Source organism: Promicromonospora sp. NPDC057138, assembly GCF_042670845.1.
Lineage (GTDB): Bacteria > Actinomycetota > Actinomycetes > Actinomycetales > Cellulomonadaceae > Promicromonospora.
The window spans coordinates 46,051-60,247 of the sequence record NZ_JBHUUX010000017.1 but is presented as its reverse complement, the minus strand read 5'-3'; the positions used below and the strand labels follow the sequence as shown (position 1 = coordinate 60,247).

11 protein-coding genes are annotated in these 14,197 nt (G+C 74.2%); 2 read left to right on the top strand and 9 right to left on the bottom strand.

Going from position 1 to position 14,197, the window contains the following annotated elements; genetic code table 11:
- Nucleotides 1-22: 22 nt before the first annotated feature.
- Nucleotides 23-3,640, bottom strand: coding sequence for a BTAD domain-containing putative transcriptional regulator (locus ACFT2C_RS12405; protein WP_377207364.1), 3,618 nt, complete (start codon nucleotides 3,638-3,640; stop codon nucleotides 23-25).
- Between the two features lie 181 nt (nucleotides 3,641-3,821).
- Here ACFT2C_RS12405 and ACFT2C_RS12400 point away from each other — a divergent pair, with 181 nt between their 5' ends.
- Entirely contained in the window at nucleotides 3,822-5,909 is a 2,088-nt protein-coding gene (locus ACFT2C_RS12400) for a glycoside hydrolase family 48 protein (RefSeq protein ID WP_377207363.1), read from the top strand.
- A gap of 101 nt (nucleotides 5,910-6,010) precedes the next feature.
- Here ACFT2C_RS12400 and ACFT2C_RS12395 read toward each other — a convergent pair whose 3' ends face one another.
- The 3 genes from ACFT2C_RS12395 to ACFT2C_RS12385 all read right to left on the bottom strand — a co-directional run bounded on the left by ACFT2C_RS12395 (nucleotide 6,011) and on the right by ACFT2C_RS12385 (nucleotide 9,710).
- The gene (locus ACFT2C_RS12395) at nucleotides 6,011-7,024 is read right to left on the bottom strand and encodes an aldo/keto reductase family protein (RefSeq protein ID WP_377207362.1); all 1,014 of its coding nucleotides are present in this window, start codon (nucleotides 7,022-7,024) and stop codon (nucleotides 6,011-6,013) included.
- Nucleotides 7,025-7,124: 100 nt separating this feature from the next.
- A complete protein-coding gene (locus ACFT2C_RS12390) occupies nucleotides 7,125-8,978 on the bottom strand; it encodes a SigE family RNA polymerase sigma factor (protein ID WP_377207361.1) in 1,854 nt (617 codons plus the stop codon).
- A gap of 69 nt (nucleotides 8,979-9,047) precedes the next feature.
- Nucleotides 9,048-9,710, bottom strand: coding sequence for a YitT family protein (locus ACFT2C_RS12385; RefSeq protein ID WP_377207360.1), 663 nt, complete (start codon nucleotides 9,708-9,710; stop codon nucleotides 9,048-9,050).
- Nucleotides 9,711-9,771: 61 nt separating this feature from the next.
- Here ACFT2C_RS12385 and ACFT2C_RS12380 point away from each other — a divergent pair, with 61 nt between their 5' ends.
- A complete protein-coding gene (locus tag ACFT2C_RS12380) occupies nucleotides 9,772-11,265 on the top strand; it encodes a PLP-dependent aminotransferase family protein (RefSeq protein WP_377207359.1) in 1,494 nt (497 codons plus the stop codon).
- 5 nt (nucleotides 11,266-11,270) lie between these two features.
- Here the strand turns inward: ACFT2C_RS12380 and ACFT2C_RS12375 are convergent, their stop codons facing one another.
- Genes ACFT2C_RS12375 through ACFT2C_RS12355 form a run of 5 tightly spaced genes read right to left on the bottom strand, consistent with a single transcriptional unit; the run spans nucleotide 11,271 to nucleotide 14,196 of the window.
- Complete coding sequence (locus tag ACFT2C_RS12375) at nucleotides 11,271-12,071, bottom strand: putative hydro-lyase (protein ID WP_377207358.1); 801 nt, start codon at nucleotides 12,069-12,071, stop codon at nucleotides 11,271-11,273.
- 43 nt (nucleotides 12,072-12,114) lie between these two features.
- Complete coding sequence (locus ACFT2C_RS12370; protein WP_377207357.1) at nucleotides 12,115-12,324, bottom strand: hypothetical protein; 210 nt, start codon at nucleotides 12,322-12,324, stop codon at nucleotides 12,115-12,117.
- Nucleotides 12,321-13,412, bottom strand: coding sequence for a quinone-dependent dihydroorotate dehydrogenase (locus ACFT2C_RS12365; protein WP_377207356.1), 1,092 nt, complete (start codon nucleotides 13,410-13,412; stop codon nucleotides 12,321-12,323). Before ACFT2C_RS12365 ends, ACFT2C_RS12370 begins: the two co-directional genes overlap by 4 nt.
- Nucleotides 13,409-13,837, bottom strand: a complete 429-nt coding sequence (locus tag ACFT2C_RS12360) for a hypothetical protein (protein WP_377207355.1) — start codon at nucleotides 13,835-13,837, stop codon at nucleotides 13,409-13,411. The genes ACFT2C_RS12365 and ACFT2C_RS12360 overlap by 4 nt, the downstream gene beginning before the upstream one ends.
- Nucleotides 13,837-14,196: a hypothetical protein gene (locus ACFT2C_RS12355; RefSeq protein WP_377207354.1), complete on the bottom strand. Its 360-nt coding sequence runs from the start codon at nucleotides 14,194-14,196 to the stop codon at nucleotides 13,837-13,839. Before ACFT2C_RS12355 ends, ACFT2C_RS12360 begins: the two co-directional genes overlap by 1 nt.
- Nucleotide 14,197: the final 1 nt, after the last annotated feature.

The window sequence follows — 14,197 nt, the reverse complement described above, 5'->3', positions numbered from 1 at the left end:
CGTTCGACGGCGCGTGCCCGGGTTACAGCTCGAGGCGCTCCAGCGTCGTCAGGACGTGCTCCGCCAGCATGCCCCGGTCGATCGCCGCGGCAGCGGCCCGCGCGTCCGCGACCGCGACGGTCCCGAACCGGGCCTCAGCGGCGGCCAGGACCGGCGCGCGGCGCAGCGCCTGCAAGTCCTCCCGCGAGCCGAGCGCCTCGGCCAGGGACAGCAGCTCCAGGCCGTCCTCCGGCGTGGGTCCGCCGACGTCGGCCCCGGGCGCACCCAGGGCGAGCACGGCACCCACGCCGACGCACATCGCGCCGAGCACCGGATGGTCGGCGACGTCCCGCATCCAGTCCCGGTACAGGCTCACGGCACGACGGCGCACGACGTCGGCCACCTCGCGCGCCCGCGCGTCCTGCCCGGCTCCGACGAGCCGCAAGGCCCACGCCGACCCGAGGATCACCGCCCAGGGCGCGGTCGGGTCCGGCCCCGGTCCGGCCACCGCTCCCGGTGACCCACCGGTGTTGTCCCCGCGGATGCCGGCGAGCGCGCTCGGCACGCCGGCGAAGCTGCTGACCGCCTCCTCGTACCGGGCGAGCGCCGCCGCCGCGTCCCCGCGCGCGTACGCGATCTCGGCCCGGCCCGCCCCGGCGACCGCGCGCGCCTCGACCCCACCGGGGTCGGACTCGTCGGCATTCGTCCCAGTGCGGTCGAGCCGCTCGCAGATCCGGTCGGCCTCCGCCAGGTCGCCCGCGTCGAGGGCCGCGGCCAGGTCCACCCAGTCGAGCTGCCGCAGTGCGCCCACGGCCGCGAGCGCCGTCAGGCCCGGGCGGGCGATCGCGGCCCAGCGGGCGGCGGTCCGGGTGTCGCCCGACTCGCTCGCCACGCCGGCGAGGAACATGGCGGCCCCGGCGGGGCACGCGACGTCGCCGATCTCGAGCGCCTGGTGGTAGGCCCGTTCCCCGCTGACCAGGGCTTCGGCGAGGAGGCCCCGGTTCTCAGCCTCCTGCGAGGCACCGAGGTGCGCGAGGAACGCGACGAGCGGGTCGGCCGACTCGCCCGCCCGTGCCATGGTCTCCGTCGCGGGGACCAGCAGCATGCCCGCGACCGCGCGCGTCCGGTAGCTCAGCGTGTCCCCGTGGTCGCGCAGCAGCCGCCGCAGCCGGGCCTGCGCGCGCAGGTTCGCCCCTGTCCCGGAGAACGCGGTGGTGGCCGCGGCGTAGGTGAGCGCGAGCGCGGTGATGTCGGCCTCGTCCGGCGGCACCGTGCGGCCGGCGACGGCGTCGAGCACGGCGGGGGCCAGGTCGGCGGCTCGCTCCTCCGCCCCGCGCAGGGTCCACGCCCCGCCGAGTGCCACGTAGCCGTGCACGACGACGTCCGGCCGCCCGGCCCGCGCCGCCCACCGGAGGGCGAACAGCAGGTTCTCGTGCTCGCGCCGCAGCTCCGCGACCGCCGCGACCTGGCCGGGCCCCAGCATGCGGGCGGCGCAACCCCGGGCGACGCCCTTGGCCCAGGCGAACAGCGCGTCGCGGACGACGTCGTCCTCCCCCGTCTCCGTGAGCCGCAGCAGGCCGAACTCGCGCACCGTCTCCAGCATCCGGTAGCGCACGGGCGCGGACGGCGGGGCCGACCCCCCGGCCGGGTTCTCGGTCGAGGGGGCGGCGCTCTCCTCGACCACCAGGAGCGACTGGGTCACCAGCCCGTCGATGTCGTCGAGGACGTCGAGCGGGGCTGCCTCCACCTGGACGGGCGCCGGTCCGGGACCGGGCTCGACGCCGCGGTCCGTACCCGCGTCGGCGTCCGCCGTCGCGCCGGGCCGGCCCAGCGCGGCCGCTGCCTGCGCCGACAGCCCGTCCGGCAGCACCGACACGCGCCGCCACAGCTCGCGCTGCGAGGGCTCCAGCAGGTTCCAGCTCCACTCGATGACCGCCTCGAGCGTGCGGTGCCGGTCGGGCACCGTCCGGTCGCCGCCGCGCAGCAGCGCGAACCGGGCACCGAGATGCCGCTCGATCTCCTCCACCGACAGGGTGCGCATGCGGGCCGCGGCCAGCTCGATGGCCAGCGGCAGACCGTCGAGCCGGTCGCAGAGACGGGCCACCACGTCGTCCGGAAGCTGGGCACCCGGCCGGGCCGCGAGCGCCCGCTGGCGGAACAGCTCGACCGCGGGACCCCGGGCTCCGGGCCCCGACTCGCCCGACGCGTCCGACGAGGCGAGCGGGGCCAGCGGGTACACCTGCTCGGCGGCGACCTGCAGGGGCGCGCGGCTCGTGGCCAGGATCCGCATCCCCGGCGCGACGGAGAGCAGGACGTCCGCCCAGCGGGCCGCGCCGTCCGGCACGTGCTCGCAGTTGTCCAGCACCAGCAGGATCCGGGCGTTCCGCGCCCGCTCCACTATGCGGTCGTGCAGGTCACCGGCCAGCAGACGGTCGGCCAGGCGCGCCGACGACGACACGCCCAGGCCGTCCGCGATCGCCAGGGCCACGTCGTCGTCGGAACGCACGCCCGCCAGCTCGGCCACCGCTATCGACAGCCCGCCCAGCGGGCCCGACGCCGGTGCGGCCCCGTCCTCGGCGACCGTGCGCGCCACCTCCTGAGCCAGCCGGGTCTTGCCCAGCCCGCCCGCACCGAGGATCGTCACCACCCGGTGCCGCCCCAGCTCCCCGACGACGGCGCGCACGTCGCCGTCGCGCCCGATCAGCGGCGTTGCGGCGGCGCGCAGGCCGCGCACGAAGCGGCCGCCGCCCTGCCGTCCGCCGTCGGCCGGCCGGCTGGTCCGGGTGGCTCCCGGGGCCGGGTTGGCGGCGCTCGCGGCGATCCGCGCGTGCAGGGCCACCAGGTCCGGCGCGGGGTCGGTACCCAGCTCGGCGACCAGCGCGTGCCGCAACCGGCCGAAGACCCGCACGGCCTCGTCCGGCCGGCCCGACGCCGCGAGGGCGGTCATGAGGTCGCGCGCCGCGTCCTCGTCGAGCGGGTTCGCGGCCAGGGCCTCGGCGCCGAGCGCGGCCGCGCTCGCGTGGTCCTCGGCGGCGACGGCGGCCCGACGGCGCAGCGAGGTCAGCTCGCCGCGCAGCCGTCCGGCGGCCTCCTGCAGCTCCGCGGTGATGCCGGGCGCGGCGCCGTCCAGGCCGTCGCCGGGTTCGCCGCGCCAGAGCGCGAGGGCGGCGTCGAGCAGGGCGGCCGCGTCGACGGCGGCACCGGCACGCGCCGCGGCGTCCCGCGGTCCACCGTCGTGCGCCCGGCCGTCGTGCAGGCTGCTGCCGTCGTGCAGGCCGCTGCCGGGCCCGCTCTCCAGCAGCTCCCGGGCACGGACGGAAGCCGCCCGCGCCCGGTCCAGGTCGCTCGGGCCGCCGAGCGCGTATCCCGCGGGCGTGGACCGCACCACGTCGGGGCCGAGCGACCGGAGCCGGGACACGAGGCTCTGCAGGGCGGCACGCGGGTTGGCCGGCAGGTCGTCGGCCCAGAGCTCGTCGATCAGCGTCGATACCGTCACCGCACGGGGCGAGGCCAGCGCCAGCAGCGCCACGAGGGCGGCGGCGCGGGTGCCTCGCGGGGCGACCGGACCGGCGTCGGACAGGACGGCGACCGGCCCGAGAACCGCCACCGCCGGCCGGTCCTCGCGCGCTCCGGGCGCGGGGACGGAGGTGACGGGCAGCATGTGCGCCACTCTAAAGCGTGCGGCGGATCCGGGACCACGGAACTGACCCGCCGCACCCTGCTCGACGGCGCCCCGTGTGAATCAGTTAAGTCCGTTGCCTGCGCCGGCCCGCGCGCCGACCGTCTGAGGTGCGCCCGCACCGCGGGTGCCGTTCGACGACGCACGCACCGGAGGCCACGCCATGAACCGAGTCCGAAGGCGGTCAGTCCTCGCCGCCGCAGCACTGGCAGCCCTGTCGCTGGGCGCCCTGGGCATCCTTCCCGCGGCCGCCGGCCCGGCCGACGCCGATCCGGCAGGCGCCGGCCCGGACCCCGCCACGCGGGCGGCGCCCCGGGCCGTGACCGGCGAGTACGCGGACCGGTTCCTGGAGCTGTACGCGAAGATGCACGACCCCGCGAACGGCTACTTCTCCGCGCAGGGCATCCCGTACCACTCGGCGGAGACGCTCCTGGTGGAGGCGCCGGACTACGGCCACGAGACGACGTCGGAGGCGTACAGCTTCTGGCTGTGGCTGGAGACGTCGTACGGCCAGATCACGGGCGACTGGGAGCCGTTCAACCACGCGTGGGACACGCTCGAGGCGTACATGATCCCCACCACCGAGAACCAGCCGACCAACGGCGCGTACAACCCGGCGTCCCCGGCCACGTACGCCCCGGAGCACAACCACCCGAGCGCCTACCCGTCCCGGCTCGACTCGGGCGTCGCGGTGGGCCAGGACCCGATCGGCGCGGAGCTCCGCCAGACCTACGGCACCAGCGAGGTCTACGGCATGCACTGGCTGGCCGACGTCGACAACGTGTACGGCTTCGGCGCCGCGCCCGGCTCCTCGGAGCTGCTGGGCCCGGACTACGAGGGCACGTCCTACATCAACACGTTCCAGCGCGGCCCGCAGGAGTCGGTCTGGGAGACGATCCCGCAGCCCGCCATCGACGACTTCTCCTACGGCGGCCCGAACGGCTACCTGGACCTGTTCACCGGCGACGCGAGCTACGCCCGCCAGTGGAAGTACACCAACGCGCCCGACGCCGACGCCCGCGCCGTGGAGGCCGTCTACTGGGCCAAGCAGTTCGCGACCGAGCAGGGCGCCGGCGGCGAGATCTCCGGCACGGTCGACAAGGCGTCCAAGATGGGCGACTACCTGCGGTACTCCCTGTTCGACAAGTACTTCAAGGAGATCGGCTGCGAGTCGACGAGCTGTTCGCCCGGGTCGGGGCGCAGCTCGGCGCACTACCTGCTGTCCTGGTACTACGCCTGGGGCGGCGCGCTGGACACGAGCGGCCCCTGGGCCTGGCGCATCGGCTCCTCGCACGCCCACTTCGGCTACCAGAACCCGCTCGCGGCCTACGCCCTGTCCACCGACGCCGACCTGGTGCCGGCGTCCCCGACCGCCAAGGACGACTGGTCGACCAGCCTGGACCGGCAGCTCGAGTTCTTCCAGTGGCTGCAGTCCGCCGAGGGCGGCATCGCGGGCGGCGCCACCAACAGCGTCGACGGGGCCTACGGCTCGCACCCCGCGGGCACGCCCACGTTCTACGACATGGTGTACGACGAGGCGCCGGTCTACCACGACCCGCCGTCGAACCAGTGGTTCGGCATGCAGGGCTGGGGCGTGGAGCGGATAGCCCAGCTCTACCAGCAGACGGGCGACGAGCGGGCCAAGGCCATCCTCGACAAGTGGGTGCCCTGGGTGCTCGACGAGATCACCGTGACCGCCGACTCCTGGCAGGTGCCGTCCGAGCTGTCCTGGTCCGGCGCCCCGGACGCCTGGAACCCGGGCACCCCCGGGGCCAACACGGGCCTGCACGTCCAGGTCACGTCCCACGGGCAGGACGTCGGCGTGGCCGGCGCGATCGCGCGCACGCTCACCTACTACGCCGCGGTGTCGGGCGACCAGGAGTCCGCGGACACCGCCAAGGCGCTGCTCGACGCCATGTGGGAGCAGAACAGCGACGCGAAGGGCATCGGCACCGTCGAGTCCCGCGCCGACTTCCGCCGGTTCGACGACGAGTACCAGCCCGGCGGCGACGGCGTCTACGTCCCGCCGGGCTGGACGGGCACCTACCCGAACGGCGACCAGGCTTCGGCGGGCGTCTCGTTCCTGGACATCCGGTCGTTCTACGAGGACGACCCGATGTTCCCCGAGGTGCAGGAGTACCTCGACGGCGGCGACGTCCCGCAGTTCACCTACCACCGCTTCTGGGCCCAGACCGCCGTGGCGACGGCCATGGCCGAATACGACCGCCTCCTGGGCGCAGGCGCCGAGTGAACACTGCCGCGAAGTAGAGCGCCTGTCCGGTCTCGACAGGCTCGACCACCGGTGGTCGAGCCTGTCGAGACCGAACAGGCGCTCTCCTTCGTGACGATCGATCAGGCGGGGCGCTTCTTGGGCATGCCCTCGAGGGTCTTCGCCGGGTCCCGCACGACGACGCCGTCGAGGGCCGCGTCGATCTGCTTCAGCAGCTCCGCCGGGATGGTCACACCCGACGCCTTGACGTTCTCTGCGACCTGCTCGGGCCGCGAGGCGCCGACGAGCGCGGCGGCCACGTTGTCGTTCTGCAGCACCCACGCGACGGCGAGCTGCGCCATCGACAGGTCCAGCTCGGCGGCAACGGGCTTGAGGTTCTGCACGGCGGCCAGGGTCTCGTCGTTCATGAAGCGGCTGATCGTCTGCGCGCCGCCCTTCTCGTCGGTGGCCCGCGAGCCGGCGGGGGCCGGCTGACCCGGCAGGTACTTGCCCGACAGGACGCCCTGCGCCATGGGCGACCACACGATCTGCGAGACGCCGGCCTCCTTCGACGCCGGGACGACCTCGTCCTCGATGACCCGCCACAGCATCGAGTACTGCGGCTGCGAGGAGATCAGCTGGAAGCCGAGCTCCTTGGCCAGGGCCGCGCCGTCGCGGATCTGGTCGGCGGTCCACTCGGAGACGCCGATGTAGAGGGCCTTGCCCTGCCGGACGACATCGGCGAACGCCTGCATCGTCTCCTCGAGCGGGGTCTCCACGTCGTACCGGTGCGCCTGGTACAGGTCGACGTAGTCGGTGCCGAGGCGCGTCAGCGAGCCGTTGATGGACTCCATGATGTGCTTGCGCGACAGGCCCGTGTCGTTGGGGCCCTTGGGCCCGGTGGGCCAGTAGACCTTGGTGAAGATCTCGAGCGACTCGCGGCGCTCGCCCTTCAGCGCGTCGCCGAGCACCTGCTCTGCGGCCGTGTTGGCGTACACGTCAGCCGTGTCAAAGGTGGTGATGCCCGCGTCCAGGGCGGCGCGGACGCACGCCGAGGCGACGTCGTTCTCGACCTGCGAGCCGTGCGTGAGCCAGTTGCCGTACGTGATCTCCGAGATCTTGAGACCACTGTGACCGAGGTACCGATAGTTGACCATGGCCGCACCCTATGACAAACAGTCGAATCGAATCGACCCTCTCTGCGCGCCGGAAGGACCAAGTGCGTGGAGCGGCTGATCCAGGTCGCCGCCTCGCCACTCATCGCTCGAACCGGGCTCGGTGCAGCGACGCCGTACCGGTGTCCACGGCCTCCACCCGCCACGCGACGAGGTCCCCGGCGATCGCGACCGAGCCCACCCCGGCGCCCTGGTCCAGGACCTCGGTCCGTCCGTCGCCGAGCGCGTCGGCGAGCAGGTACGCGGTGTTCTCGTCCTCACCCGCCGTGCTCCACACCACGTCGCCCGCCGACACGCCGATCGACGTCACGACTTCCCCTGGGGCTCCCGGTTCGAAGGCCCGCTCCCGCCCCGTCCTGCGATCGAGCACGTGGACCGCGGCGCCGTCGTTCCACGCCACGAGCCTGTCGGAGACAGCGAGCTCGGTGCCCCAGCCGGACGCGTCCCCAGGCTCGGCCGGGGTGGCGGGCAGGATGATCTCCGTGCGCCCGTCGTCGCGGAAGGAGGTGATGGCGTGCCGCGTCACACCGTCGGCGCCCGTCTTCGCGGTCGTGGTGACCACCTCGTCGTCGTGGGTCGCGAACGTCAGCACATCCGTCGCGACGACGTGCTCGTCGCCCTCGCCGTCCACGGCTTTCGCCGAGACAGTGCGCACGCCCTCGCCGTCCGGTCCCGGAGCGACGGTCAGCCAGGCGACTCGTCCGGCGGTGAGCCCGATCCACGGGTCGCTGAGGACAGCGCCGTCCGCCGGCTGGTCGGACGCGTGGTGCTCCGCCACCGGAGACGGCCTCGATGTTCCTTCGTCGTACACGCGGATCTCCCAGACGTCCGGGTCGCCGTCGACCACCGGTGACTCGACCCAGGCCAGGCGGGCACCCTGGCGTACCGCCGCGAGAATCTTGGCGCCCCGGCCGTCGACCGGCCCCGAACCTGTGTACTCGACGGCGTGCGCGATCCCGTCCTCCTGGATCTCCACGGCCTCGACCACGGACGAGCCGGCACCGTCCGGCACCCCGGGCATCCCGGAATCCGGGGAGGACTTCACCATGAAGTACGAGCCGTCCGCGGCGAGCGTTGCCGTAGCGGTCTCGTCGCCCAGGACGGCGAAGGTCTCGCGCAGCGGCGCCACCTCCGCGGCGGGAACGGCCGGGGCGGTCGGGCCCGGCGCGGGCTCCGCGTCGTCGAGCAGCCGCTCGATGCCGGTCACCTCCCGGAACCACTCGCTCCCCGGCAGGGCGACTTCCCCCAGGCCCGGCACCCGCACCGGTCCCGCCAGGAACCACAAAACGAGCAGCGCGGCCGCGCCCGACGTCGTCCCCTGCGCCACCCGACGACGGCGCAGCGCCGCCCGGCTGTCGCGCAGCACTGCGGCGGCGTCCACAGCGGGCGCGTCGACGAGCTCCAGGTCGACGCCCGCGACCATGCCGCGCAGGCGTTCCAGCGCGCGGGCGTTGGTCGCCTTGACCGTGCCGACGCTCCGGCCGAGCTCCGCAGCGACGTCAGCCTCGGAAAGATCAAGCAGGTGTCGGAGCACCACTACGCGCCGCTGTTGTGGCGCGAGCCGCGCGAGGGCGCGCACGAGCGCATCCCGCACCTCCACCTCCCGAGACCCGTCCTGAGCGACCCGCACCGGGATGTGGTCGTCGCCCGGCACGACCTCACGCCGGGTGTGCCGCCACGTGTCGATGCGCAGGTTCACCAGGACACGCCGGGCGTAGGCGCGAGGTTCGCCGTCGCGCACCGTGTCCCAGACCCGGTAGGTGCGCTCGAACGCGGTCTGCACCAGGTCCTCCGCCCGGTGGCTGTCGCCGGCCAGGAGGTATGCGGTGCGGTAGAGGTAGGGTCCGGCCGTCTCGACGAACGCGACGAAGTCGTCGTCTCGCGATCGAGCCACGCGCACGGTGGTGCGCTCGGTGTCTTCGGTGTCGATGCTCATACCCCCCACCACGTTCAACGAGGCTCGCAGGTTTATCGGCCGACGGCGAAGGGTAGGGGCGAGGTTAGGTCAATGGCCGCCCGCCAGGCCGGACGGCGCGAGCCACCGCGCGGCGACCTGCACCACCGGGCCGACGCCGAACGCGAACACGACGGTCGCCCAGCCGAACGTCCCTCCGAGCAGCACGCCGAGCACGACGACGGAGACCTCGAGGACTGTCTTGACCAGCCAGACCGGCCACCCGGTCCGGTGCACCAGCCCGGTCATCAGCCCGTCGCGCGGGCCGGGCCCCAGCCGAGCGCCCACGTAGGCGGCGGTGCTCACCCCGAGCAGCACGGTCCCGCCCAGCGACAGCCCGATCCCGGCCGGGAGCGCGGGAGCGGGCAGCAGCCGCTCCAGCACCCACAGCGTCGGGTCGATCACCAGGCTGATGACGATGATGTTGACGATCGTGCCGATCCCCGGCTTCTGGCGCAGCGGGATCCAGGCGAGCATCACCAGGAGCCCGACCCCGAGCACCACCCATCCGTAGGCCAGGCCCGTGCGGTCCACGATGCCCTGGTCCAGCACCGCCCAGGGCATCGCGCCCTGGCCCGAGTGCAGCATCAGCGCCGTGGCGACGCCGAAGCCCACGAGCCCGAGCAGGAGCTGCGTGCCCCGGCGCACGGGGTGCATCAGGACGGCTACGGGGCTTTGCGCGTGCTCGGCCGGACGGCCGGTGGTCGTGGTCATGCCACCCATGGTGCCGACCAATGGCCTTGTCTTCCATGGCCAATCGCGCAAGAGTGGCCCCATGTCCGCTGCGTCTCCGACCGTACTACGCCAGCTCTCCCCCGCGTCCGCCGCGCGCCTGCTCGGCACGTGGCATGCGGGCGGCCCGGCCTACGTGGCGCTTGCCGACGCGCTCCGGGCCGCCGTCCTGTCGGGGACGCTGGCGCCGCACACCCGCCTGCCCAGCGAGCGGGAGCTGGCGGCCACGCTCAGCGTCTCGCGCACCACCACCTCCGGCGCGTACGCGCGGCTTCGGGAGCTCGGCTTCGCGGTCAGCCGCGTCGGCTCGGGCACGGTCACGACCCTGCCGCAACGGGCCGTCGAGCCGGGGCCGGGCCGGCCCTCCGGCGGGGACGCGCCCCTGGCCGACGACGCCCTGCGCAGGGGCGGACGGCCAGGCCTCGTTCCCGACGCCGGGCACCTGGACCTGTGGCAGGCCACGCCGCCTGCTCCGCCCGAGCTGCACGAGGCCTTCGCGCGGGCGCTGGACCGGATGCCCGCCTACCTCGACTCCGGCGGGTACGAGCCGTACGGCCTCGCGCCGCTGCGCGAGGCCATCGCCGCGCGGTACCGCGAGCGCGGCGTGCCGACCACCGCCGACGAGATCCTGGTCACGACCGGCGCGCAGCAGGCGATCGCCCTGCTGGCGCACACCCACCTGCGCCCCGGCGACCGCGCGCTCGTGGAGTCGCCCACCTACTTCCACGCCATGGAGGCCATGCGCGACGCCGGGGGCCGCGTGATCGGGGTGCCCACCGGGCCGCTCGACGTCGACCAGCTCGCCTCTGCCGTGCGCCGCGCCCGGCCGCGGCTCGTGTACCTGGTGCCGGACTACCAGAACCCGACGGGGTTCGTGCTGTCCGCCGACGAACGCGCGGCGGTCCGGGAGATCGCCGAACGGCACGGCGTGACGGTCGTGGGCGACGAGACGCTCGTCGAGCTCGGGCTGTCGGACGACAGCACGCCGCCCGCGTTCGCCGGGGACGGGACGTCGCCGCACGTGGTGTGCGTCGGGTCGGCCTCGAAGTCGTTCTGGGGCGGGCTCCGTGTCGGCTGGATCCGGGCGCACCCGCAGGTGATCGCCCAGCTCGCGCGGGCGCGCCAGTCGGCCGACATCGCGACGGCGGTCCTGGAGCAGCTCGCCGTGACGGAGCTGCTCGGGCGCCGCGCCGAGGTGATGGCGGGCCGGCGCCGCATGCTGCGCGAACGCCGTGACCTGCTGGTCGGCATGCTCCGTCAGTCCTTCCCCTGGGACGTCCCGGAGCCGCAGGGCGGGCTGTTCTGCTGGGTCGACCTGGGCCGGCCGGTCGCGCAGGCCTTCGCCGCCGCGGCCGCGGCGGAGGGCGCCCTCGTCACGGCGGGCCCGCTGTTCACGCCGGACAACGCCGGCGCGGCCTCGCGCGTGCGGCTCACCTTCACGCGGTCGCCGGCCGAGCTGGCCGACGCCGTGCCGCGCCTGGTCCGGGCGTGGGGCCGGGTGGCGAGGCGCCAGCGGTCCGCCGGCTCCCGCACGTGACGACGTCACGGCACGAGGTAGCTCGAGTCCCGGGCGTCGGTGATCGCCATGTGCCCCGGCGCGTGGCCGATCGCGAACGACGGGCGCGACCGCATCACCGCGGCCTGCGGCGTCACGCCGCACGCCCAGAACACGGGAACCTCGCCGTCACGGACCTCGACCGCGTCCCCGAAGTCCGGGGCCGCCAGGTCGGCGATGCCCAGCTCGGCCGGGTCGCCCACGTGCACCGGCGCACCGTGCACGGCGGGATACCGCGAGGTGATCCGGACGGCGTCGGCCACCTGGCTCGCCGGGACCGGACGCATCGACACGACGAGCGGGCCGGACAGGGCACCGGCAGGCCGGCACTCCCGGTCCGTGCGGTACATCGGCACGTTGGAGCCGGCCTCGATATGGCGCACGGGCAGGCCCGCCTCCAGCAGCGCGGCCTCGAAGGTGAAGCTGCAGCCCACCAGGAAGGTGACCAGGTCGTCCCGCCACAGGTGCGTAACGGAGGTGAGCTCCTCGGCGAGCTCGCCGTCGCGGTAGACGCGGTAGGCGGGCAGGTCGGTGCGCAGGTCGCCCGCGAAGATCGACGCCGACGTCTCGCCCGGCTCGGTCACGTCCAGCACCGGGCACGGCTTGGGGTTGCGCTGCGCGAACAGCAGGAAGTCGTACGCGTCGGCGTGCGGCAGGGCGATCAGGTTGGCCTGGGTCCAGCCCGCGGCCCAGCCCGACGTCGGCACGCGCAGGCCGGCGCGGAACCGGGCCCTGGCCTGGTCCGGCGTGAGCTGGGACGGGACGAGCTCTACGGCATCGAGATCCATCGGACCATCATGCCGCCGCCCGCCCCGGCCTCCGAGCGGAGGCTCACGGCAACCGCAGCTCCACGCTCGGTGCGGCCTGGGTGCCGTCGTGCAGCAGCCGCGCCTGCAGCGCACCGGCCTCAGCCAGCGCACGCCAGTGCTCGCCCAGCCACTGCTCGGCGTCGTACTGCGCGGTGAAGACGGGCGTGACGGGCTCGTTCAGGCGACGCCCCTCGGCGTCGTCGAGGGCCCACTCCCACTGCGGACGGATCACTCCAGCCTCCCACTTGCGGTCGAGCCTGCCGAGCGGGTCAGCGCGCGGTTGATCCGCGACGCCCACAGTGGCCCCTCGTAGACGAATGACGTGTAACCCTGGGTCAGGTCGGCACCGGCGCGCAGATAGGCGCGGACGTCGTCGGCCCGCGTGATGCCGCCCACTCCGATGATGACGGGGCCCGTGCCGAGCCGCCCGCGCAGCCGCGCGACCACCTCGAGGCCCCGGCCCAGCAGCGGCGGGCCGGACAGCCCACCTGGGCCGCGGTCGTGGCCGATCGTCGTGTTGACGGCGACCACGCCGTCCAGCCCCAGCTCGAGCACGAGGTCGGCGACGGCGTCGACGTCCTCGCCCGCGAGATCGGGCGCGATCTTCACCAGGAGCGGGACGCGCCGGCCGCCGCCGGTGAACACCGAGGCGTTGGCCTCGTCCGCGGCGGCACGCACCGCCTGCAGGATGGGCCGCAGCGACTCGGTGGCTTGCAGGTCGCGCAAGCCCGGAGTGTTCGGGGAGGAGACGTTGACCACGAGGTAGTCCGCCCAGGGCGCCAGCAGCCGGGCCGACGTGGCGTAGTCGGCCGGCGCGTCCTCGGGCGCCGTCGTCTTGGTCTTGCCGATGTTGGCGCCGACCACTACCGCGCGGCCCGCAGCGGTGCGCCGCAGGTCCCGCAGCCGGTCCGCCGCGGCCGCGGCGCCCTCGTTGTTGAAGCCCATCCGGTTGCGCACGCCGCGTACGTCGAGCTCGCGCCACATGCGCGGCTTCTCGTTGCCGGGCTGCGGGTGCGCCGTCACCGTGCCGATCTCGACGAACCCGAAGCCGAGCATCGTCAGGCCGCGGACCGCTCGCGCGTTCTTGTCGAACCCTCCGGCCAGGCCGAACGGGGCCGGCACCACCCTGCCGAAGAGGCGGACGCTGCCCGGCCCCCCGGCGCGCTGGCCGAGGTAGGGGGCGACGGCGCCCTGCACGATGTCGCGCAGGACCGGCACGTTCCCCGCGCGCTCGATCAGCGAGAACGCGAGCTCGTGCGCCCGCTCGGGGTCCATGCCACGGAAGACGCCGTTGAACAACAGCGAGTACGGCCAGCTCATGCAGTCCTCTCCTCGGACTGGCTGTGCGACGTCCGCCACAGCCACCACAACCCCACGAAGGGCAGGACCAGCGGCACGTAACCGTAGCCCTGGCCGAACCCGGACCATACGGTCGACTCGCCGAACGCCTCGGCGTCGGCGAGCGACAGCGCGCCGACGGTCACTACGCCGACGGCCTCGATGCCCACGGTGATCCATGCGACCACGCGCCAGGTCGGAGTACCGATCGCGAGGGCGAACGTCGCCACCACGTAGACGACGGCGGCGAGCGTCGACAGCGTGTACGCCACCGGCGCCTCGCCGAACTTCACGACCAGCTCGTAGGACGAGCGGCCGAGCGCGGCGAACGCCAGGATCCCGTAGATGGTCACCAGGACACGGCCGAAGCCCTGCCCGGTCCGCCGTCCGGCTGTCGGTCGCGCCATCATGCCCCCGTCCAGATCTGCCACATGCGCCACTGAAGGAATGCCACGGTCAGGGAAGCCACCAGCAGCACCACCGAGCTCCACTTGGTGCGCTCGGCGAAGGCCCACGCGGCGGCGACGGGGAGGATGACCAGGGTGGTGGCGAAGTAGCCCCAGAACAGCAGCGGGTCGCCCCCACCCGTGCCCGTGGCGCTCAGCACGATCGCCACGACGCCCTGTATCAGGACTACACCCTCGACGACGGCGCCGCCCCAGAGCTGGTTCAGGATGACTGCCCGGTCGCGGGCCACGAACCAGCCGGCCCACCCGGCCAGGACCACGCACAGCGCGACCGCGAGGAGCAGGAGGGCAAGGATCACG